This window comes from Claveliimonas monacensis (genome assembly GCF_014982975.1).
In the GTDB taxonomy this organism is placed as follows: Bacteria; Bacillota; Clostridia; order Lachnospirales; family Lachnospiraceae; genus Claveliimonas; species Claveliimonas monacensis.
Window position 1 is genome coordinate 30,685 of sequence record NZ_JADCKL010000009.1, and the last position, 19,919, is coordinate 50,603.

The window sequence follows — 19,919 nt, forward strand, 5'->3', positions numbered from 1 at the left end:
AGAACGTATGAATAAATGGTATAGATCGGCTCCTGTCAAAGGAGCGCTGCTTCTGATCCAGCAGGTCCTGGTGGTGCTGGCGGTGGTGGGACTGGTGTGGCTGTCCGCCTACCCCGGCCTTGCCCAGGACATTGTCTCCGGGTCAGAAGGAGGATACAGCCAGTCAGAGGGATTTGGCCAGCGGGTGTACTGGGATTCCCAGAACATTATAAGTGCAGTGGCTGACAAGGATGGGCTGGAGACAGACGGAAAACTGGATGAGACAAAGCTCGTGGACATCAAGGAAATGTGTGAGACGGGAACCATTACCGGGGAAAACATAAACGGTCTGGCCTACACCATCGGAGAGCTGAGCGACTGGGGAAAAAGGATCGAGAGCGGTAATGTTTCTGTGACGGACAATGCGGCCTACAATAATGCGTACAACGGGACACAAAATGTCATTGTATGCCAGAAGCCGGACGGAACCTATGACTACTATTACTATGATGATTTCAAAAGCCGGATCGAAGCCGGAGAGCTGTCTTTTATGACAAAGTCAGATGATACGACTACATCAGAGGACATCCTGTCCTACCTGGAGAGCGGCTCCCTGTACCAGGAAGACGGCATGGGGACTGTGGTAGATGGAAACAACCAGGTGATCTACAGGAACATCTGGAATTATGACGGGTACTGGCTGGAGGAAGCCTATGCGCCGGACGGTGCAGAGACGATCCTGGATATCGCGAACAGCGATCCCCGGTGGAACGGAAAGCTCAGCGAGGCATTTTCGGAGATTGATACAGCAGTGAATATGATCAGCTCAAAGATGGGAAATTATACATCCATCACCGACACCTGGGAGGAGGGAAACACCAACCTTACCTACCTGTATGCGGACACGAACGCGAAAAAGGTGTATACCAACCGGGCGGAGTTTGCTGACTATAATAAGCTGGAACAGAGCATAGACACCTTGAAGAAAGAGGGAAGCTACACAGTCGTGCGGCCCACCCTGGCAGAATTTGAGAGCAATATGAACGGGATCGGGGGCGACGAGTGGCGGCATACCGTCCAGGAGATGGGACCCGGCGGAGAGGACTTCGTCTACGCGGTGGGGATCGACACCGCCTACCCGGTGCAGGATGCCTACTACAATCAAAATCAGATGTACGAGACATATGCGCCTTCCATACAGGGCGTCATCGTGATGGGTGTCCTGGCAGTGATCGGCATTCTGGCCATCCTTGTGTGGCTGACTCTTGTGGCAGGCCGGTCCACCAGGGATGAAGAAATCCACCTGAACGTCTTTGACCGGATCAAGACAGAGCTGGCGGCAGCGCTGACGCTGGGGGCATGGCTGCTTCTGTGCTACCTTGCCACCAATATGTACGGACCTTTCAGGGGAGCGATCTATGAGGGAGATTACTATTACACGGATATGTTCCAGATCAGTATTGGAGACGTGGTCCTTGTGTCCGGCATAGCTGTGGTCACCTGTGTCATGTTCATGGTGGGCTATCTGAGCCTGGTGAGAAGGATCAAGGCAAAGACCCTGTGGAAAAACAGCATCCTCAAGTGGCTGTGCGGGTTTGTGCGCAAAGTGGCAGAGCATATCAGTGAAGTGTGGCGAATCGTGCTGGCGCTTCTGGGTGTCCTGTTCCTCCATTTCCTGGTGCTGGAGTCCGGTGGAAGTGTCTTCCTGTTTGTCCTGCTGATGCTGGCAGTGGATGTGCTGGTGGCGGTCTACATGATCCGCCAGGTTATAGGACGGAACCGGCTGGGAGAAGGGATCTCCCGGATCGCGGCGGGGGAAGTGGACTACAAGATCCCGCTGGAAGGCCTGCGGGGCGGCCAGAGGGATGTGGCAGAAAAGATCAACACCATAGGAGAAGGGCTGGATGCGGCTGTTGAGGCCAGCATGAAAAATGAAAGGCTCAAGACAGATCTGATCACAAACGTGTCTCACGACATCAAGACGCCCCTGACTTCCATCATCAACTACGTGGACCTGTTAAAGAGGGAGAACCTTACAGACCCGAAGATACAGGGGTATCTGGATGTGCTGGAGGCCAAGGCCCAGAGACTGAAAACGCTGACAGAGGACGTGGTGGAGGCATCTAAGGTGAGTTCCGGCAACATCTCGCTGGAGTACATGAACATCAATCTGGTGGAGATGATCCAGCAGACCAGCGGAGAATTTGAAGAGAAATTCAGCGCCCGCAGCCTGAAGGAAGTGCTGACCCTGCCGGAGCAGGAAGCCATCATCCATGTGGACGGGCGGCGCATGTGGAGAGTGCTGGAAAATATCTACAACAACGCTGCCAAATATGCTATGGAGGGGACCAGGATCTACGCGGACCTGACCGTGAGCGAAAAGACGGTAACCTTTAACCTGAAAAATGTGTCTGAGCAGCCGCTGAACATTGACGCAGACGAGCTGACAGAGCGTTTTATCCGGGGAGATGTATCCCGGAGTACGGAAGGGAGCGGGCTGGGGCTTTCCATTGCGAAATCTCTGACGGAAATGCAGGGAGGCACATTTGACCTGTACCTGGACGGAGACCTGTTCAAGGTGACCATCACCTTCCCGCGGGTGACAAAAGAGGAGCATGCGGCCGAGAGCAGGGCCGGGCAGACGGAATAAAGCATAAGACAAGAAAGCGCAATGGGGACTGGTATTTTCTGAAAAAAACCAGTCCCCATTTACTCATTTCCCATCTTGCGCTATAATATGGCTATGGAAAATTTAAGAACATTGTTTGAAGAAAATTTAAATACAGATTTTATCTCCGCCACCCTGAGCAGTCCCAGGACTAAGGGGGGCGTGGTCAAAGTGAAAGTGCGTCCCTTAATGAAGAAGGGCACACTTTTCTTTCAGTTGGAGGAGTTTAAGGGGAACCAGGCGTTCCATCGGAACCTGCCGGCCCATGAGGCCTGCGAAGCGCTCCTTGTGTATATGGAAGAGATGAAGCAGCTCCAGATGGAGACGAGACAGTCCTCTGTCACGGCGCTGGTCAGCAAAAAGGGAAAGGTCACCGTGAAAAAGAAGGCCAGGAAGGAGCCGGCAAAAGAGGCGGACCTGTCCCACAACAGACAGAAGAGATACATCCTCAGGGAGGGGACGCCTGTGCCTTTCCTGGTGGATTTGGGAGTCATGACCAGGGAGGGAAAGGTGGTCCACGCGAAATTCGACAAGTTCCGCCAGATCAACCGCTTTCTGGAATTTATCGAGGACATCCTGCCGCGCCTGGAGGACAGGGCGCAGGAAGGCAGGGAGCTGACCATCCTTGACTTCGGATGCGGGAAATCTTACCTGACTTTTGCCATGTACTACTATCTCCATGAGCTGAAGGATTATGATATCCGGATCATCGGTCTGGATCTGAAGCGGGATGTGATCCGCCATTGCAATGAGCTGAGTGAGAAATACGGCTACAGCAAACTGAAGTTCCTGGAGGGGGACATTGCCAACTACACGGGTGTGGACCGGGTGGACATGGTGGTCACGCTCCACGCCTGCGACACAGCCACGGACTACGCCCTGGCCAAAGCCGTCGGGTGGGATGCCAAAGTGATCCTGTCCGTGCCCTGCTGTCAGCACGAGCTGAACAGTCAGATCCAAAGCGACGTCCTGGAACCGGTGCTCAAATACGGCCTGATCAAAGAGCGCATAGCTGCCCTTGTGACAGACGCCCTGCGGGCAGAGTACCTGGAGCGGGAGGGCTATGAGACACAGGTGCTGGAATTTATTGATATGGAACACACGCCGAAAAATATCCTGATCCGGGCAGTGAAGACCGGGAGAAAGGGAAGAAATGAAGAAAAGCTGCAGGCGTGCCAGGAGGCGCTGCACGTGCATCCCACGCTTGGAAGGCTGTTAGATACAGAGCGAGGAGCAGACAGATGAAGAGACGCCTGATACATGCGGGCATACTGACCGCCGTTTTTGTCGTGGCGGTCATAGTGTTCAGCTATGTGACAAACAGAGGAAACAACAATATGACAGCGGACTTAGGGAGCGCCACGCTGCCCTCTGTGTCCTTTTCCTGCCAGGGATATGAGGTGAATTATCTGACCGGGTACACCCAGGCGATGGATGCGTCCACCATGCGGGACAGTATCATCCCGGTGACCGGGCAGACTTTGGAGATGCATATCCAGAGCTACGATGCCCGGGTGCAGTCCCTGGACTATGAAGTGTACTCTCTGGATGGGACCGAGCAGCTCTCAAAGGAGAGCGTGGATGAGCCCCAGGAGACTGTGAGCCTGCAGTTTGATGCCAGCCTCCTGACAGAGGAGAGGCTTCTTCTCCTGACCCTCCATGTGGACGGCGAGGAGATCTACTACTACACAAGGATCGTGGATGGGACAGACCACTCTACTTCAGAGTGCTTGAAATACATTTCCGACTACCATGTAAATGCCATGGGAAAGGTGGAGAATGTGGGAGTCGGAGCAGCCCTTGAGCCCACCGGCGAAGAGGGAACGAATTATTATCATGTGACGATTCATTCAGATTATGACCACGTCTCATGGGGAGGTCTTCAGCCCCAGGTGACAGGGACAGAGAGATGGAAGATCACAGAGTCCAACTCTACATACACCTCTGTGATCCTGGAATACCAGGTGCAGTGTGCAGGGGAGGAAAATGAGCAGGACATCCACAGCGTAAAAGAATTTTTCAGGGTGAGAAATGTGTCCGGCACCATGTATCTTTTGAATTATGACCGGACCATGGAGCAGGTGTTTGACCCTGCCGGGACAGTGATGAGTGAGAAGGGGATCCTCCTTGGGATCACGGATCCGGATGTGCCCTATCTTGTCAGCAATGACGGGACCCGGGTGGCCTTTATCCAGGCAAATGAGCTGTGGTACTACAACCAGGAAACGGACGAGATCTCTCTTCTGTTCAGTTTTATGGACTCGGAGAACAAGGATATCCGGAATTTTACAGACGAGCATGAGATCCGGCTCCTTCGGATGGACGGGGACGGGAATGTCACGTTTGCCGTCTATGGCTACATGAACCGGGGAGCCCACGAGGGCGAGGTGGGAGCGGCCATCTATTATTACCAGGCTGAGCAGAACAACATTGACGAGAAGGCGTTTATCCCCAGCAATAAGTCAGCCGCCGTGGCTTCGGAAGAGCTGGGAAAGCTGGTCTACTACAGTGTGGACCGGGAGATGCTCTATGTGCTGGCCGGGGGAACGCTCTATGAGATCGATATGGAAAAGGAAGAGCAGACCGTCCTGGCAGAGGGGCTGGAGGAAGGACAGTATGTGACCTCAGATGACGGACAGCTGGCAGCTTACCAGACCAACGGGACGCTGTACGAAGCCCCGGAAGTGACGGTTATGGATCTGGAGACGGGAGAGAGCTATACGGTACAGGCAGATGAGGGCGCAGCCGTAAGACCGCTGGGCTTTGTGAACGGGGACTTTGTGTGCGGCATGTCCAGACAGTCCGACGTGGGCCGTACAGTCTCCGGGGAGGAGATCTACCCCATGTATAAGGTGGAGATCCGCAGCAGCGCCGACAAGGTGCAGAGGACCTACCAGTCCGACAGCGACTTTGTGCTGAGCGTGGAAGTATCCGGGGGCATGATCAACCTGGAGCGGGTCGTGAAGAGCGGGGAGACCTACACGCAGATCGCGGCCAGCCAGATCACCAGCAATGAGGAGAAAAAGGAGAGCAATATTTCTCTTGAGTCCTATGTGACAGATCTGAAAGAGACACAGATGAGGCTCACCTTTGCGGACGGCCTCGCAGACAGGAATCCCAAAGTGCTAAGGCCCAAGCAGGTATTGTACGAGCAGCCGGCCCAGGTGGCCTTTGAGGAGAAGGCCCAGGGCGATGTCTACTACGTATACGGGACCGGACGGTTTCAGGGTTCGTATGACAATGCCGGCGACGCGGTCGTGAAGGCCGACGAAGTCAGCGGCGTGGTCGTGTCGGAAGAACAGAAATACGTCTGGGAGAGAGGAAACCGATATCTGGAGTATGTCATCACAGACCGGGACGATGCGATCAATACCCTCCGCGAAAGGCTTGCGGGAGGAGCCATGGCAATGGACGCCGTGCAGGAAGTGCTGGGGGGACAGACCCTGGATCTGACAGGGTGCACCACGGAGGAGATGCTGTACATCGTCAATAAAAATATGCCGGTGGTGGGCATAGCGGGAGACGGAAGCTGTGTGATCCTGATCGGCTATGACCAGTCCTATGTGACTTACATAGAGGCAGCCACCGGGAATCGGACGGCCATTTCCTATGAACAGATGGATACGCTTCTGTCGGGAAGCGGGCGCACATTTATCAGTGCATTAGAATAAGAACAGAACAAAACAAAGAGGCGCAGGACGTCTGTGTGTATCACATCACAGAACCGTCCTGCGCCTCTTTCTATTATCCGGGCAAAACAGTAGATTTATACCGGGCCGGGCCTACATGGCGGCTGCTTTTGGGAATAACGTATTCCGGTAGCGGTTCAGCGCATAGTAGACAATGAGCCCCAGGATGGTGCAGGAGATCACCTCTCCGATGCCCACCGTCAGCATAAGGAACGGGATGGGCAGATTTACACCGTAAGCGATCCGCAGTACCAGCGGCACGATGACTACGTTGGAGATGATCGGCGGCAGTGTCCCGATGATGGGCTTGCGGCTGCGCAGAAGCCAGGTGAAGACAGCCCCGATCAGTGTGGCAAGACTTCCGAAGATGATGTCCGGAAGGAGTGCTCCACCCACAATATTCCCCAGCAGGCACCCGATGAAAAGTCCCGGGATGGCAGCCGGCGTAAACAGGGGAAGGATGGTCAGCGCCTCGGCGATCCGCACCTGTATCTCCCCGAAGGAAATGGGTGCGAAGATGTAGGTCAGCACCACGTAGATGGCAGCGATCATGGCTGCCTGCGTCATAAATGCTACATTTTTGTTCTTCATATTCAGTTCTCTCCTTTAGTTTTGTTTTACGAGTGGAAGGTCTCGAACACTCGGCACATTTTACGGCGGTGACCGCCGGCAGACCTTGAAAGACCTTGGTTTTATGCGGGTCTGCAACGTGGGATAGTATAGCATGACAGGATGGAAAAATCAAGGAATGTCCGGGATTTGTCCGATGTTGGAAAGTGAAGGCTGTTTTTTAATGACTTAAGTTATGTAATTTTATACAAAAATCGATAAGTCAGAAACAAAGAATAGGGGTGGTGCTGATGGACAAGAAACCGTTTGACTTTAAAGATCTCATGGCTTTTGGAATGTTCATTCTGGCATTGCTGACATTCGTTTTTACGTTTATCAGATAGTGCTTTAAGGCATAGAAAAACCACCATTGTGGTGATATGATACCCCCAAGTAGGACACTAAAATATAAAAACCTACTTTGGGGGTGTTTTATGTCCAGAAAAAGTAAAATTGATGCAGTAAAAAAGATAAAAATTGTAGAACAGTATCTAAATGGAGAACTCAGTCAAAAAGGCGCTGCAAAAATATGCGGTGTAAATAAACGAAGTGTTCAGGATTGGATTAGGATTTATAAAACAGAAGGACCAGAAGGTTTACTGTCACCCAAGACAAATAAACGATACTCAAAAGAATTGAAATTGCAGGCAGTTCATGCTTATCTTTCCGGAGAGGGATCGTTAGATGAAATATGTGCAAGGTTCGGAATCCGACAGCATCCTCAACTATTAAGTTGGATCAAGGTGTATAATGAAGGTAAGGAATTAAAAGAACTTACCGGAGGTAGCACCATGAAGAAAGCAAGAAAAACAACACTGGAGGAGCGGATCAGTATTGTAAAAGATTGTCTTGATCATGATCGGAATTATGGAGCAATGGCCTTGAAGTATCATTGTTCTTATCAGCAGGTTCGAAATTGGGTAGACCGGTATGAAAAAATGGGAAGTGCAGGTTTGGAAGACAGGAGAGGCAGGCGCATCGGCTCCCAGCCAAGCCGCATTTCAGAAGAAGAGCTACGAGACCGCATCGCAGAACTGGAACGTAAAAACAGAGATTTACAGATGGAGAATGATCTGTTAAAAAAAGTAAGGGAATTGGAAAGGGGGCGTCGCTTTCTTTAATACATAAATTATGCGAATATCAGGCAATCAGGGAACTATCCGTATCAAAAGGGTATCCAGTCAAACAAATGTGCAGATACCTTGGAATTACCCGCTCATCCTATTATCGCTGGCTGAAACAGCCAAAAAGCGATAGTGAAATCAGGAATGAACAGATTGCCGATATCATCAGGGAAATATACCGATTGCATCCAGATATGGGCTATCGGCGTATCCGTGATGAACTGGCAGTAAATTATGGAATTCCTGTCAATGATAAGAGAATCCTGAGAATCTGCCGTAAAATCGGAGTACAATCTTCTATCAAATGGAGTCCGAAAAGCTGTACAAAAGCAGACAGGAATCCTGCCCATATTGCAAAAAACTTACTTCATCGGGAGTTCCACGCAGGCAAGCCTAATGAGAAATGGCTGACAGATGTAACGGAGTTCAAATATTATGTGGGGATAGAAGTGCACAAAGTTTATTTAAGTGCGATCCTGAATTTGTGTGACCGCAGGATTGTTTCATATAAGATCAGTAATCATAATGATAATGCACTTGTTATGGATACCTTTGATCAGGCGGTAAAGATAGAGCCAGATGCGCATCCGCTTTTTCATTCGGACCGAGGATTCCAATATACCAGCCAGGCTTTCTATCTTCGTCTGAAGAAGCACCATATGAAACAAAGTATGTCCAGAGTCGCACACTGTATAGACAATGGTCCAATGGAAGGATTCTGGGGAATCTTAAAACGCGAGATGTATTATGGGAAATGCTTTACATCAAGAGAAGAATTAATCCAAAGCATCCAGAACTATATTGAATACTATAACAATCGATGTTTGCAACGTAAATTACATATAATGACACCAATGGCATTTCATGAACTTACACTACAGGTAGCATAAAAATACCGCCGGCCGGTTATCGGCTGACAGAGAAAAATTTATCATTTTTCATTGTCCTCTTGACGGGTAGCACACCAAACTTGTGGCGGTTGTTCTTTTCATGTCTTTAATATAGCATACCAAGCCGGGGCGTGCAAAGGTTACTCGGATTTAATCTCGTTGACCAAAAATGAAATTTTAAATTTCGCCGCTCCCAGGTATGGTTATCTCTCTTTCTGAACGAAACGCGCAGGGGAGAAGCCTCCCGGCCGCCTCGCCCACTTTCCTGCCTGCCAGCAGATGTTTCTTCAGATTTCGCTGTAGGGAAGTGTCCTCCGGCAGGTCGGCCAGGGGAATATCCGGTCGCTTGTACACCCAGGTGAGGAACTGGTCGTGATCCGGAAATACCTCTGTCACCTCGTATTCACTCTGAAATGAGAGAATGCGGGAGCTCTCCGGCAGACACTCTTTCAGGGCAGGGCTGAGAAGCCAGGACGTACAGAGGAAGGGGGCATCGGCGTAGGCGGGGAAAAAGCGGCTGATAAATGTCCGGGCCGCTGTGTAGGAGCTGCGGCGGGCGCGGCAGGACAGATCCGCGTCTGAGGGGATGTGGATATGTACAGCCTTCGCTCCGTCTTCCACGGTCAGCTCAAACTCCAGTGCGCCCAGGCGGAAGAGATGGCCGGAGATCTCCCGCATCGTCCAGAAGTCCCGGTCAAACCCGTAAGTGCCGTAGCTTTCAAAGTGCTCCTCTATAAAGCGGGGGAAACATTTCAGTGTCGCTATATAGATCTCATTGCTGATGCCAAGAGAATCGTAGAGTTTCCAGGTCTCCCCGCAGCAGATCAGCATCAAAGTCAGAATTTTCATGCCCTGCGGGTCATCGCCAAGCAGAGCCTTGAGATTCGCAAGAGCCCTGTCCCAGGTGGCGGGATTGAAAAGCTCTTCAAGCAGAGGGGAGGCCTTGGGGAGGAGCGTGTCAAATGCGGGGGAGCGCCGGAAGCGGCAGACCTCGATGCGGCATTCCCTGGGCAGCCCGATTGCGTGGCACAGTAGATCCAATTGAAAATCTGTCAGAAAACCCATGATCAGATACCTTCCTTTTTCTAAACTGCCTTCATTTTAACATAGAAAAAAGAGGGAGAAAAGAAGAGAGGATGTTTGTGTATGGCAGATGCTGGATATAATACTTAAATCCGGACGTAATATTTTTCAAAAATGTTACGTCCGGATTTGAACTAACTGGTGTATAATTGTGCTAAATGTATCTGGCAGCTTTTCTGCTTGTTGAAGCTGCTACCATAAAAAAGTAAGGGTTTCTCCTGGGTTGTGCGGAAGAAGCCCTTCGTTTTTTGACAGATTAATCAGGGCATGAGAGGGAATAGTGTGTGAACAATGGGGTAGCTTGACACAATTACGCACCAGTTGAATTGGTTTGGGACGTAACATTTTTGAAAAGTATTACGTCCCCATTCTGCCTTTTAAAACTGCTACCGGTATGCTATAATGTTTGCAAGTGCTGAAAAAAGATAGTATCAGAAGGAGTAATGATTATGGAACTGACAACGATCAAGGAATTATATAGGAACACAGAAAGTTACCTGGACAAAGAGGTGACTGTGGGCGGCTGGGTGCGCAGCATCCGCGACTCCAAGACATTCGGATTTATCGTGGTAAATGACGGCTCTTTCTTTGAGACCCTGCAGGTGGTGTACCATGACACAATGGACAACTTTGCAGAGATCTCCAAGCTGAACGTGGGAGCTGCCATCATCGTGAAGGGAACACTGGTGGCCACGCCCCAGGCAAAGCAGCCTTTTGAGATCCAGGCTGAGACCGTGGAGGTGGAGGGGGCTTCCGCTCCGGACTACCCGCTGCAGAAGAAGCGCCACAGCTTTGAGTACCTGCGGACCATCGCTCATCTGCGTCCCAGGACCAACACGTTCCAGGCTGTGTTCCGGGTAAGATCTCTTACAGCCTACGCCATCCACAAATTCTTCCAGGAGAGGGGATTTGTCTATGTGCATACCCCGCTGATCACAGGAAGCGACTGTGAGGGGGCAGGGGAGATGTTCCAGGTGACCACCCTGGATCTGAATAATGTGCCTAAGAAGGAAGACGGCACAGTGGACTACTCCCAGGATTTCTTTGGAAAAGAGACCAACCTGACAGTTAGCGGACAGCTCAACGGCGAGACGTTTGCCCAGGCTTTCCGCAATATCTATACATTCGGACCTACCTTCCGGGCAGAGAACTCCAACACAACAAGACACGCGGCGGAGTTCTGGATGATCGAGCCGGAGATGGCATTTGCAGATCTGAACGACAACATGGATCTGGCGGAGGCCATGCTGAAGTATGTTATAGGCTATGTGCTGGAGAACGCGCCGGAGGAGATGAATTTCTTCAACTCCTTTGTGGACAAGGGGCTTCTGGACAGGCTTCACAATGTTGTGTCCTCTGAGTTTGCCAAAGTGACCTACACGGAGGCTGTGGAGATCCTGGAGAAGAATAACGACAAGTTTGAATACAAAGTTTCCTGGGGCACAGACCTGCAGACAGAGCATGAGCGCTATCTGACAGAGGAAGTGTTCAAGAGACCTGTGTTTGTCACAGACTATCCAAAGGAGATCAAGGCCTTCTACATGAAGCTGAATGAGGATGGAAAGACCGTGGCAGCTGTAGACTGCCTTGTGCCCGGCATCGGCGAGATCATCGGCGGAAGCCAGAGGGAGGACGACTACGAGAAGCTGTCCGCCCGCATGAAGGAGCTGGGACTCAAGGAGGAGGACTATGGCTTTTACATGGACCTGAGAAAATACGGCTCCACACGCCACTCCGGGTTCGGCCTTGGATTTGAGAGATGTATCATGTACCTGACAGGAATGGGCAACATCCGCGACGTGATCCCGTTCCCAAGGACAGTGAACAACTGCGAGCTGTAAAAGGCAGTTAAAAGAGAACGCAAAAAAGGAATGAAGAGGGGACATCACGGATTCCCCCGCCGGAGGGAGGGCTAAAGCCTTCTCTTCGCCGGGGCAGAATAAGGAGGTTCACGAGAGTATGAATATCGTAGTAGTGGATGACGAGCGGGAGATCGCGGACGTCATCGAACTGTATCTGCAGAACGACCAGTATACGGTCTACAAATTCTACACCGGCCAGGAAGCTCTGGACTGCATCTTTGAGAAGAAGATCGACCTGGCGATCCTGGATGTGATGCTGCCGGATATCGACGGCTTCCAGATACTGAAGAAGATCCGGGAGAAATACACCTTCCCCGTGATCATGCTGACAGCCAAGACCGAGTACATGGACAAGATCACAGGGCTCACCATGGGGGCAGATGACTACATACCCAAGCCCTTCAATCCTCTGGAGCTGGTGGCCAGGGTGAAGGCCCAGCTCCGCCGCTACACCCAGTACAATGACGGAGGAAAGGAGCCGGGAGAGGTCATCGATTTCGGCGGCCTCCTTTTGAACCGGACTTCCCATGAGTGTATTTACAATGAGGTCCCGCTGACACTCACCCCCATAGAGTTTGACATTCTCTGGCTCCTCTGTGAGAACAGGGGCAAAGTCATCAGCTCCGAGGAGCTGTTCGAGAAAGTGTGGCACGAGAAATACTATAAAAACAGCAACAACACGGTCATGGTGCACATCCGGCATCTGCGGGAAAAAATGAGCGCACCCACGGGAACTTCAGACTTTATCAAGACAGTATGGGGAGTGGGTTATAAAGTTGAAGAGTAATTACAGAAAATTAAAATTCAGTATCCTGCTGCAGACAGTGCTGGTGACAGCACTGACTGTACTTGTTGGCGGCTTTCTTCTGAATTATGTGATTGACGGGGTATACAATGACAGCTTTGCGACGACATTTGTAAAGATACTCACAGCCTTTCACGTGGAAGAACAGACCGCCATTGATTTATATTGGCAGCTTATAGGGGACAATAAGGAGTTCTTTATGATCGTAGGCTTCCTGCTCCTGTTTGCCCTGTTTTTCTACGTGGCCCTGTCCAAGATGACCAAGTATCTGGACCAGGTGGGGGACGGCATCGAGAACATCATCTCCGAGTCCACAGAGCCCATCCATCTGATCACAGAGCTGAAGCCTATCGAGATCCGGCTCAACGAGATCAAGGCCACGCTGAAGCGGCAGGATCTGGAGGCCATAGAGAGTGAGAAGAAGAAAAACGACCTGGTGCTTTTCCTGGCCCATGACCTGAAGACGCCCCTCACCTCTGTGGTGGCCTACCTGGCTATGCTGGACGCCCACCCGGACATGCCGGAGGAGGAGCGGGCCAAGTACATCCATATTTCCCTGGAGAAGGCTACGAGGCTGGGCGAGCTGATCAACGAGTTCTTTGACATCACCAAGTTCAATCTCCAGGATATCGAGCTGGAGCCGGTGGAGCTGAACCTGTCCATGATGCTGGAGCAGATTGCGGACGAGCTGTACGGCGTCCTCCAGGAGAAGCAGCTCACCTGCGAGGTGGAGACAGAGGACGACCTGGTGGTCTACTGTGACCCGGACAAGCTGGCCAGAGTCTTTGACAATATTCTCAGGAATGCGGTGGCATACTGCTATGCCGGCACAACGATACAGATCAGTGCCCGCCGGAAAAATAAAGAGGTGGAGATCACGTTCTCCAACCGGGGCAAGAAGATTCCGGGGACAAAGCTGCAGACTATATTTGAGAAATTTTACCGCCTGGATGACTCCAGATCCAGCGAGACCGGAGGGGCCGGGTTGGGGCTTGCCATAGCCAAGGAGATCGTGGAGCTCCACGGGGGCAGGATCATGGCCAGGAGCGACGACGAGAAGACGCAGTTTATCGTGACGCTGCCATCTGGAAAAGAGCAGGAGGAGAAAGAAGAAAATGAAGTTCATACACATCGCGGACGTGCATTTAGGGGTGCGTCCCGAGGCAGGAAAGGCATACAGCGGGGAGCGAAGCGCAGAAATCTGGGAAAGCTTCCGAAGACTGATCAGAGTCTGCAGAAGTGAGGCCCCGGATCTTCTTCTGGTGGCCGGGGACCTTTTTCACCGGCAGCCCCTTCTGCGGGAGCTGAAGGAAGTGGACAGCCTGTTCGCTTCCCTGGAGAGGACGCAGGTGGTCCTGATCGCCGGAAACCATGACCATATACGCCGGGAGTCCTATTACCGCACCTTCCGGTGGAGCGGCAACGTACATTTCCTGGGTTCTGAGAAGATAGAGGCGGTAGAGTTTCCCGCTTTTGAGACAGCAGTGTACGGGTGCAGCTACCACGAAAAGCAGATCCCCACGCCGCTCTACGACAGCGCGGCGGCGGCCGGAAGGCAGAAGACAGAGATCCTGCTGGCCCACGGCGGGGATGCTGCCCATATTCCAATTAGCCGGGAGAAGCTGTCCGGCCTTGGCTATGCCTATGTGGCGCTGGGGCACATCCACATGCCCCAGGTGGTGGTTCCCGGCCTTGCGGCCTATGCAGGAGCGCTGGAGCCCACAGACAAGAACGACACCGGGCATCACGGCTACATCCGGGGAGAGATAACGGAGAAGGGGTGCAGCTTCTCCTTTGTTCCCTTTGCCCTTAGAGAGTACATCCACTGCCAGGTGGAGGTGGACCCGCGGACAACGGGCGCCAGGCTGCGCGAGATGGTGCAGGCGAAGATAGAGGAAAAGGGAGAACAGAATATGTATAAGTTTCTTCTGAAAGGATATCATGACCCGGATGTTCTGTTTGACCTAGATGCACTGGACGGGAGAGGAAATATCATCGACATCCTGGACGAGACAAAGCCTGCATGGGATCTGGAGAAACTGTACCGGAACAATAAAAACAATCTGATCGGCAGGTACATAGAAAGTTTTTCAGGCGCGGAAAAAGACAGCGTGGAGTATACGGCGCTGTGTGAGGGGATCAGCGCTCTGATGGAGACAAGAAGGGGAACAGAATGAAAATTCAGAAGCTGGAACTGAGACATTTTGGAAAATTCAGAGACAGGATCATCCTGCTGGGCGACGGGATCCAGCTCCTGTACGGGGAGAATGAGGCCGGCAAGACGACCATCCACACCTTCATAAAGAGCATGCTCTTTGGCATGGAGAGGGGGCGGGGCCGGGCGGCTGCAAACGATACTTTCAGCCGGTACGAGCCCTGGGAGCAGTCCGGCGTCTACGGCGGAGCCATAGAGTTTACCTGCGGGGGGAAGACCTTCCGGCTGGAGAGAAGCTTTGGCAGACAGGTGAAGAAGGCTGATCTGATCTGCCTGGACGACGGGGAACAGCTGTCGCTGGCAGACGGGGATCTGGAGATGATCCTGCCGGGTCTGGAGGCGGACGGCTATGAAGATACACTCTACATCCGCCAGTCCGGCGCGCAGACGGGACAGAAGCTGGCTGGTGAACTGAAAAATTTCGCTGCAAACTATTCCGTTTCCGGGGATGCCAGGATCGACCTGGCGGCTGCCCAGGATGTGCTCCGCAGCCAGGAGAAACAGCTGGACCGCCAGGCCAAGGTTTACATGGAGGAGCGGCAGCGCCGCCGTGAGAAGATCGAGCAGGAGGCCTCCTATGTATGGCGGGATATCCACCGCCTGGACGAGGAGCTGGACCGGGTGAGGGAAGCCCTGGAGCTGAAGCGGATTAAAGAGGAGAGAGAGAGCAGGGAGCAGGAGAAAGAGAGGCGGATGATCGATGAACTCAGGCCCGGTGGATGGCGGATCCATCCGCTGGAGGTGCTGGGGATCATCCTGGCAGTGATCGTCCTCTTTGTGCTGATCCCACGTCCATGGAACTATATCACCTCTGTGGTGGCGGCGCTTGCGGGGGGCATCTATATCTGGAACCGGATGAAGGTGGAGAAGAAGCGGCAGAAGACAGCGCCGGAGCTGATGCTGGAGGAGATCACCCCGGAGGAGGAGCTGGCCTCAGCGGAGAAACTTCGGTGGGAACAGCAGCATCTGGAGGAAGAGAAGAAAGAGAAGCAGATCCAGTACGAAAATCTGCAGGAGGAACTGACAGAGCTGGGAGAACTGGATGACATCTATAAAGAGCAGAAGAACAGAAGGGCCGCCCTGTCTCTGGCCGGGGAACGTCTCGCCCAGGTGGCGCGGGATATGCAGACCCAGGTACGGAGCGATCTGAACGGGGCAGTTTCAGACATCATGCGGGGGATCACCGGAGGAAAATACACAAGACTGCTTGTGGAGGAGGGGGCCCAGCCGGTCTTCTTCCAGGAGAACCGCAGGATCCCTCTTTCCCAGGTGAGCAGGGGGACCATGGAGCAGGCTTACCTGGCCCTCAGGCTGGCGGCCGCAGATCTTCTCTACGAGGAGGAGTACCCGCTGGTCTTGGACGATGCATTTGCCTGCTACGATGACCGACGGCTTGCCAACACGCTGGCCTGGCTTGCCGGGAACAGGGAGCAGGTGCTGCTCTTTACCTGCCACCGGCGGGAGGAGGAGATCCTTCGCAGGGAGTCTATTCCCTTTGATCTGGTATCCCTTCCGTGAGATGTTTCTGCGAAAGGCGAATAAGAAAAGAGCATAAGAAAGAGAAAAAGAGAGAAAACAGGGGACAGGCGGGTCCCCTGCTTTCTCTCTTTTATTTTTTCACAGCGGAGGGAGGAGATTTAGATCTCTTCGCCTCTGCGGTATTTCTCCACTACATGCTGGATCCTCTCGCTTGGGTTCAGGATGCTGCTGATAGAACCGTCATGGTTCAGGGTGTCGATCATAAGGGCAATGTACTTGCTCATGTCGCAGTTGATGTAGTAGGGTCGTGACAGCAGCTCCGGTGTCTGGTAGATCAGGTTTGTAGTCAGGATGCCGTTGATGATGCCCTCCTCGTATGCCTTGTCAAATTTTTCCATGCCGTTTGTGAAAAGACCGAAGGTGGCAGCGGCATAGATCCTGTTTGCCTTTCTCTGCTTTAGCTGGCGGGCCACGTCAAGGATGCTGTCGCCGGAGGAGATCATGTCATCCAGGATGATCACGTCTTTTCCTTCCACAGAGGAGCCCAGGAACTCGTGGGCCACAATGGGGTTGCGTCCGTTCACGATCCTTGTGTAGTCGCGGCGTTTGTAGAACATGCCCATATCCAGGTTCAGCACGTTGGCCAGGTAGACAGCGCGCTCGGTGGCGCCCTCGTCAGGGCTGATGGCCATCATGTGGTCGCTGTCGATCTTCAGGTCCTTGACTGTGCGCAGAAGTCCCTTCACAAACTGGTAGGTGGGGCGCACAGTCTCAAAACCGCTGAGCGGAATGGCGTTCTGCACTCGCGGGTCATGGGCGTCAAAGGTGATGATGTTGTCCACACCCAGGCGCACAAGCTCCTGCAGAGCCAGCGCGCAGTCCAGAGACTCACGGCTGCTTCTCTTGTGCTGGCGGCTCTCGTAGAGGAAGGGCATGATCACGTTGAGGCGTCGTCCCTTTCCACCGATCGCGGCGATGATACGTTTCAGGTTCTGGAAATGGTCATCAGGGGACATGTGATTTGTGTGGCCTGACAGAGAGTAGGTCAGGCTGTAATTGCACACGTCAACCATGAGATACAGGTCTTTCCCGCGGACAGACTCTCCGATGATGCCCTTTGCCTCACCGGATCCGAATCGGGGCACTCTCGCATCGATCAGGTAATTGTCTCTCTCGTATCCGCTGAACACTACGTCGTCCTTGTGAACATGTCCGTCTTCCTTTCTCCATTTTACGAGATAGTCGTTGACACGGTTTCCCATTTCCTGGCATCCGTCCAGGGCGATGATCCCCAGGGCTCCAACGGGAATATTGTCTAAAATACGTTCATTTCGGCGCAGCATCTTATAAGGTACCTCCTGTTATTTGAAATATTTTTTATACTCTGTTCATCAGTTTCTTTTGTATCCGGATATCATCGCCTGTCAGGCGCAGCACAGTGTAGGAGCTGGTGATCCTGGAAAAGATCCTCTCTGAGTAGATGTTTTTCAAGTCCTCCAGAGAGAGATTAGTGGAGATCAGGGTGGGCTTTTTCCGCAGGATCCGCTCATTCAGGCAGATGAAGAGCTGGGAGTTGGTGAAGGAGTTGCTCATCTCCGTTCCCAGGTCATCAATGATGAGAAGATCGCAGCTGTAGATGTGCTCGCAGTCTGCCCCTGCTTCCTCCTCCCGCCGGAATGTGCTCCTTGCAAAGATGTCAAAAAGCTGGGCGGCTGTGAAATAGATCACGGAGAAAGAATGCTCCAGCAGCTCCTTGGCAATACAGTGGGAGAGGAAGGTCTTTCCCACGCCTGTGTCGCCGTAGAGGAGAAGATTGTGGAATTCCTCCCCGAATGTATCAACAAATTCATGGCAGCTCTTCAGAGCGATCTCCATGGCCTCCCTGGACGAGCGCCCGGTGAGGCGGTCTATATGGCTGCCGGAATAGTATTCCATGGAAAATGTGTCGAAATTCTCCCTGTCCAGCACTTCCTGCAGGTTGGACTGGGTATAGAGAAGATCGATGATAGCCTTCTTAAAGCAGTGGCATTTTCTGTCCCCGATATACCCGGTATCCTGACAGTCGGGACACGTGTAGTGAAGATCCAGATAATCCGAAGGATAACCGTTTTCCCGCAGAAGTGCAAGCTTTTTTTGGGAAAGTGCATGAATTTTCTCTTTTAAGGTGTCCAGAGCGGACGCGTCCCCCTCCAGAAGGCGGCGGGCCTGCTGCAGGGACAGGCTGGAAATCTCATCATCCAGCTCCCGGATCCGGGGGATCTTTTTCTCTATATCTGCATAGCGCCTGCGCCGCCTGTGCTCGTTGTCCAGGCGGTGCTGTTCATAGGTGCGCATGATCTGTTCGTATTGGGAATTTGTAAGAGCCACAAATGTTCTCCCTTCTCAAATGATAGAAGACAGGTCCGTCCTCACTGGTTCTGTATGAGCCTGCGGGTCAGATCTTCCATGTCTTCGTAAGTCCTGCCCTCGAAGTTGTTAAACCGATTCCGTGCAGGTTTTGGTGTCTCGGCGGAAGAGGAGGCGGAACGCCCCTGGCGCTTCTCCTTGCGCTCCAGCTTCTCTTTCTGGTAAGCCAGATCCAGAGCCTCCACATCTTTCCTGTTCTTTGCGCCTCCCTCGAGCCAGCTCTTCAGGATGGATTCTGCATAGTCGAAGCTGGGCTGGTGGATGCTGTTCATGGTCCGGTTGCAGGCCTCTAAGATCAGCTCGTCTGAAAAGCCGTATTCCCCGCTCCACCGCTGGATGTAAGCCAGCTCGGAGGCGGCGGGGGAGCGGCCGGTGATGCCGAAGGCCTTCAGCACACCGTAGCAGCTTTTGCTGTAGAAGGCTGCGCTCTGCTTGGCCTCCTCCGGTGTCTGGATCTTCCGGTCTGCCCAGGAGAGGGCCACTTTCTGTATGTAATGCATGCTCTTGTGCCCGTTTTCCACACAGTACTCGATCAGGTATTCTATGAGATCGGTGGACATGCCCAGCTCATCGTAGAAATAAGTGATGGTCTTCATGTCTGTGGTGGACAGAGTTTTCCCCAGATACTGTTCTGCCACAAAGAGAAGCTCCTTGAGTTCCTTGCGGTTGCGGAAGCGGGTGACATTTTCCGGGGATGGAGCTGCCTGTTCCTGAACATTTGCTGCCTCCGGCGCCTGGGTGTCTGCCCGGGGGGCGGAAGAGGCGGCCTCCTCCGTGATCTCGTAGTCCAGAAGACCCTGCTTCTTCCAGTATTTCAGGGCGCGGATCACATCTTTCTCCGTATCGTCCAGGATATCCGCAATGCCGGAGATGGTCAGCTCCCTGTCCGGGCTGGACTGGCAGCGGAGCAGCAGGAGATATACCTTCACGTACTCTCCATTTGCCTCCGGCATATAGTGGTCAATGAACTCGTAATCCAGCAGAAGGGCATTCTCCTGCCGGCAGTTTTTCAGTGTCAGTTTCTTCATGCTTTTCCCATCCTCGTTCGTCGTAATCTGTCGTATATGTTTGATTGCAGACCTATTATAGCACCGGAGAGGGAGGGGCAAA

15 protein-coding genes are annotated in these 19,919 nt (G+C 52.6%); 10 read left to right on the forward strand and 5 right to left on the reverse strand.

Annotation, left to right across the window (positions count from 1 at the left end):
• Window positions 1-7 precede the first annotated feature (7 nt).
• The 3 genes from INF30_RS10710 to INF30_RS10720 all read left to right on the forward strand — a co-directional run bounded on the left by INF30_RS10710 (window position 8) and on the right by INF30_RS10720 (window position 6,318).
• Window positions 8-2,629: a sensor histidine kinase gene (locus INF30_RS10710; protein WP_226395177.1), complete on the forward strand. Its 2,622-nt coding sequence runs from the start codon at window positions 8-10 to the stop codon at window positions 2,627-2,629.
• Window positions 2,630-2,722: 93 nt separating this feature from the next.
• On the forward strand, window positions 2,723-3,892 hold the full coding sequence (locus INF30_RS10715) for a class I SAM-dependent methyltransferase (protein WP_226395178.1): 1,170 nt from the start codon (window positions 2,723-2,725) through the stop codon (window positions 3,890-3,892).
• A complete protein-coding gene (locus INF30_RS10720; protein WP_226395179.1) occupies window positions 3,889-6,318 on the forward strand; it encodes a hypothetical protein in 2,430 nt (809 codons plus the stop codon). The genes INF30_RS10715 and INF30_RS10720 overlap by 4 nt, the downstream gene beginning before the upstream one ends.
• Window positions 6,319-6,429: 111 nt before the next feature.
• Here INF30_RS10720 and INF30_RS10725 read toward each other — a convergent pair whose 3' ends face one another.
• Window positions 6,430-6,927 carry a QueT transporter family protein gene (locus INF30_RS10725; protein ID WP_226395180.1) on the reverse strand — a complete coding sequence of 166 codons (498 nt, stop codon included), beginning with the start codon at window positions 6,925-6,927 and terminating at the stop codon, window positions 6,430-6,432.
• A gap of 452 nt (window positions 6,928-7,379) precedes the next feature.
• On the opposite strand from INF30_RS10725, the gene INF30_RS10730 reads away from it, so the two are divergent.
• Together INF30_RS10730 and INF30_RS10735 are read left to right on the forward strand one after the other, a co-directional pair.
• Window positions 7,380-8,066 (forward strand): helix-turn-helix domain-containing protein, encoded by a 687-nt coding sequence (locus INF30_RS10730; RefSeq protein WP_226395181.1) that lies wholly within the window; start codon window positions 7,380-7,382, stop codon window positions 8,064-8,066.
• The gene (locus INF30_RS10735) at window positions 8,066-8,959 is read left to right on the forward strand and encodes an IS3 family transposase (RefSeq protein ID WP_226395209.1); all 894 of its coding nucleotides are present in this window, start codon (window positions 8,066-8,068) and stop codon (window positions 8,957-8,959) included. Before INF30_RS10730 ends, INF30_RS10735 begins: the two co-directional genes overlap by 1 nt.
• Before the next feature lie 177 nt (window positions 8,960-9,136).
• On the opposite strand, the gene INF30_RS10740 is transcribed toward INF30_RS10735, so the two are convergent.
• The gene (locus tag INF30_RS10740; RefSeq protein ID WP_226395182.1) at window positions 9,137-10,024 is read right to left on the reverse strand and encodes an acyltransferase domain-containing protein; all 888 of its coding nucleotides are present in this window, start codon (window positions 10,022-10,024) and stop codon (window positions 9,137-9,139) included.
• Window positions 10,025-10,491: 467 nt separating this feature from the next.
• On the opposite strand from INF30_RS10740, the gene asnS reads away from it, so the two are divergent.
• The 5 genes from asnS (at window position 10,492) to INF30_RS10765 (ending at window position 16,442) form a co-directional block, all read left to right on the forward strand.
• Window positions 10,492-11,883 (forward strand): asparagine--tRNA ligase, encoded by a 1,392-nt coding sequence (gene asnS, locus INF30_RS10745; protein ID WP_226395183.1) that lies wholly within the window; start codon window positions 10,492-10,494, stop codon window positions 11,881-11,883.
• A gap of 118 nt (window positions 11,884-12,001) precedes the next feature.
• Window positions 12,002-12,691 (forward strand): VanR-ABDEGLN family response regulator transcription factor, encoded by a 690-nt coding sequence (vanR, locus tag INF30_RS10750; protein WP_191384579.1) that lies wholly within the window; start codon window positions 12,002-12,004, stop codon window positions 12,689-12,691.
• Window positions 12,681-13,952: a sensor histidine kinase gene (locus tag INF30_RS10755; protein WP_226395184.1), complete on the forward strand. Its 1,272-nt coding sequence runs from the start codon at window positions 12,681-12,683 to the stop codon at window positions 13,950-13,952. Before vanR ends, INF30_RS10755 begins: the two co-directional genes overlap by 11 nt.
• Window positions 13,834-14,886, forward strand: a complete 1,053-nt coding sequence (locus INF30_RS10760) for a metallophosphoesterase family protein (protein WP_226395210.1) — start codon at window positions 13,834-13,836, stop codon at window positions 14,884-14,886. The genes INF30_RS10755 and INF30_RS10760 overlap by 119 nt, the downstream gene beginning before the upstream one ends.
• On the forward strand, window positions 14,883-16,442 hold the full coding sequence (locus INF30_RS10765; protein WP_226395185.1) for an ATP-binding protein: 1,560 nt from the start codon (window positions 14,883-14,885) through the stop codon (window positions 16,440-16,442). Before INF30_RS10760 ends, INF30_RS10765 begins: the two co-directional genes overlap by 4 nt.
• 119 nt (window positions 16,443-16,561) lie before the next feature.
• On the opposite strand, the gene INF30_RS10770 is transcribed toward INF30_RS10765, so the two are convergent.
• From INF30_RS10770 to INF30_RS10780, 3 genes are read right to left on the reverse strand one after another with little or no spacing between them, the layout of a single operon-like run.
• On the reverse strand, window positions 16,562-17,746 hold the full coding sequence (locus tag INF30_RS10770; protein WP_076780171.1) for a ribose-phosphate pyrophosphokinase: 1,185 nt from the start codon (window positions 17,744-17,746) through the stop codon (window positions 16,562-16,564).
• Between the two features lie 34 nt (window positions 17,747-17,780).
• Window positions 17,781-18,770 carry an ATP-binding protein gene (locus INF30_RS10775; RefSeq protein ID WP_226395186.1) on the reverse strand — a complete coding sequence of 330 codons (990 nt, stop codon included), beginning with the start codon at window positions 18,768-18,770 and terminating at the stop codon, window positions 17,781-17,783.
• Window positions 18,771-18,811: 41 nt separating this feature from the next.
• Window positions 18,812-19,837 carry a DnaD domain protein gene (locus tag INF30_RS10780; RefSeq protein WP_226395187.1) on the reverse strand — a complete coding sequence of 342 codons (1,026 nt, stop codon included), beginning with the start codon at window positions 19,835-19,837 and terminating at the stop codon, window positions 18,812-18,814.
• Window positions 19,838-19,919 lie beyond the last annotated feature (82 nt).

Excerpts from the sequence above, each read along its gene's own strand:
- INF30_RS10710 (WP_226395177.1), top strand. The coding sequence starts at position 8 with ATGAATAAATGGTATAGATCGGCTCCTGTCAAAGGAGCGCTGCTTCTG.
- INF30_RS10715 (WP_226395178.1), top strand. The coding sequence starts at position 2,723 with ATGGAAAATTTAAGAACATTGTTTGAAGAAAATTTAAATACAGATTTT.
- INF30_RS10720 (WP_226395179.1), top strand. The coding sequence starts at position 3,889 with ATGAAGAGACGCCTGATACATGCGGGCATACTGACCGCCGTTTTTGTC.
- INF30_RS10725 (WP_226395180.1), bottom strand. The coding sequence starts at position 6,927 with ATGAAGAACAAAAATGTAGCATTTATGACGCAGGCAGCCATGATCGCT.
- INF30_RS10730 (WP_226395181.1), top strand. The coding sequence starts at position 7,380 with ATGTCCAGAAAAAGTAAAATTGATGCAGTAAAAAAGATAAAAATTGTA.
- INF30_RS10740 (WP_226395182.1), bottom strand. The coding sequence starts at position 10,024 with ATGGGTTTTCTGACAGATTTTCAATTGGATCTACTGTGCCACGCAATC.
- asnS (WP_226395183.1), top strand. The coding sequence starts at position 10,492 with ATGGAACTGACAACGATCAAGGAATTATATAGGAACACAGAAAGTTAC.
- vanR (WP_191384579.1), top strand. The coding sequence starts at position 12,002 with ATGAATATCGTAGTAGTGGATGACGAGCGGGAGATCGCGGACGTCATC.
- INF30_RS10765 (WP_226395185.1), top strand. The coding sequence starts at position 14,883 with ATGAAAATTCAGAAGCTGGAACTGAGACATTTTGGAAAATTCAGAGAC.
- INF30_RS10770 (WP_076780171.1), bottom strand. The coding sequence starts at position 17,746 with ATGCTGCGCCGAAATGAACGTATTTTAGACAATATTCCCGTTGGAGCC.
- INF30_RS10780 (WP_226395187.1), bottom strand. The coding sequence starts at position 19,837 with ATGAAGAAACTGACACTGAAAAACTGCCGGCAGGAGAATGCCCTTCTG.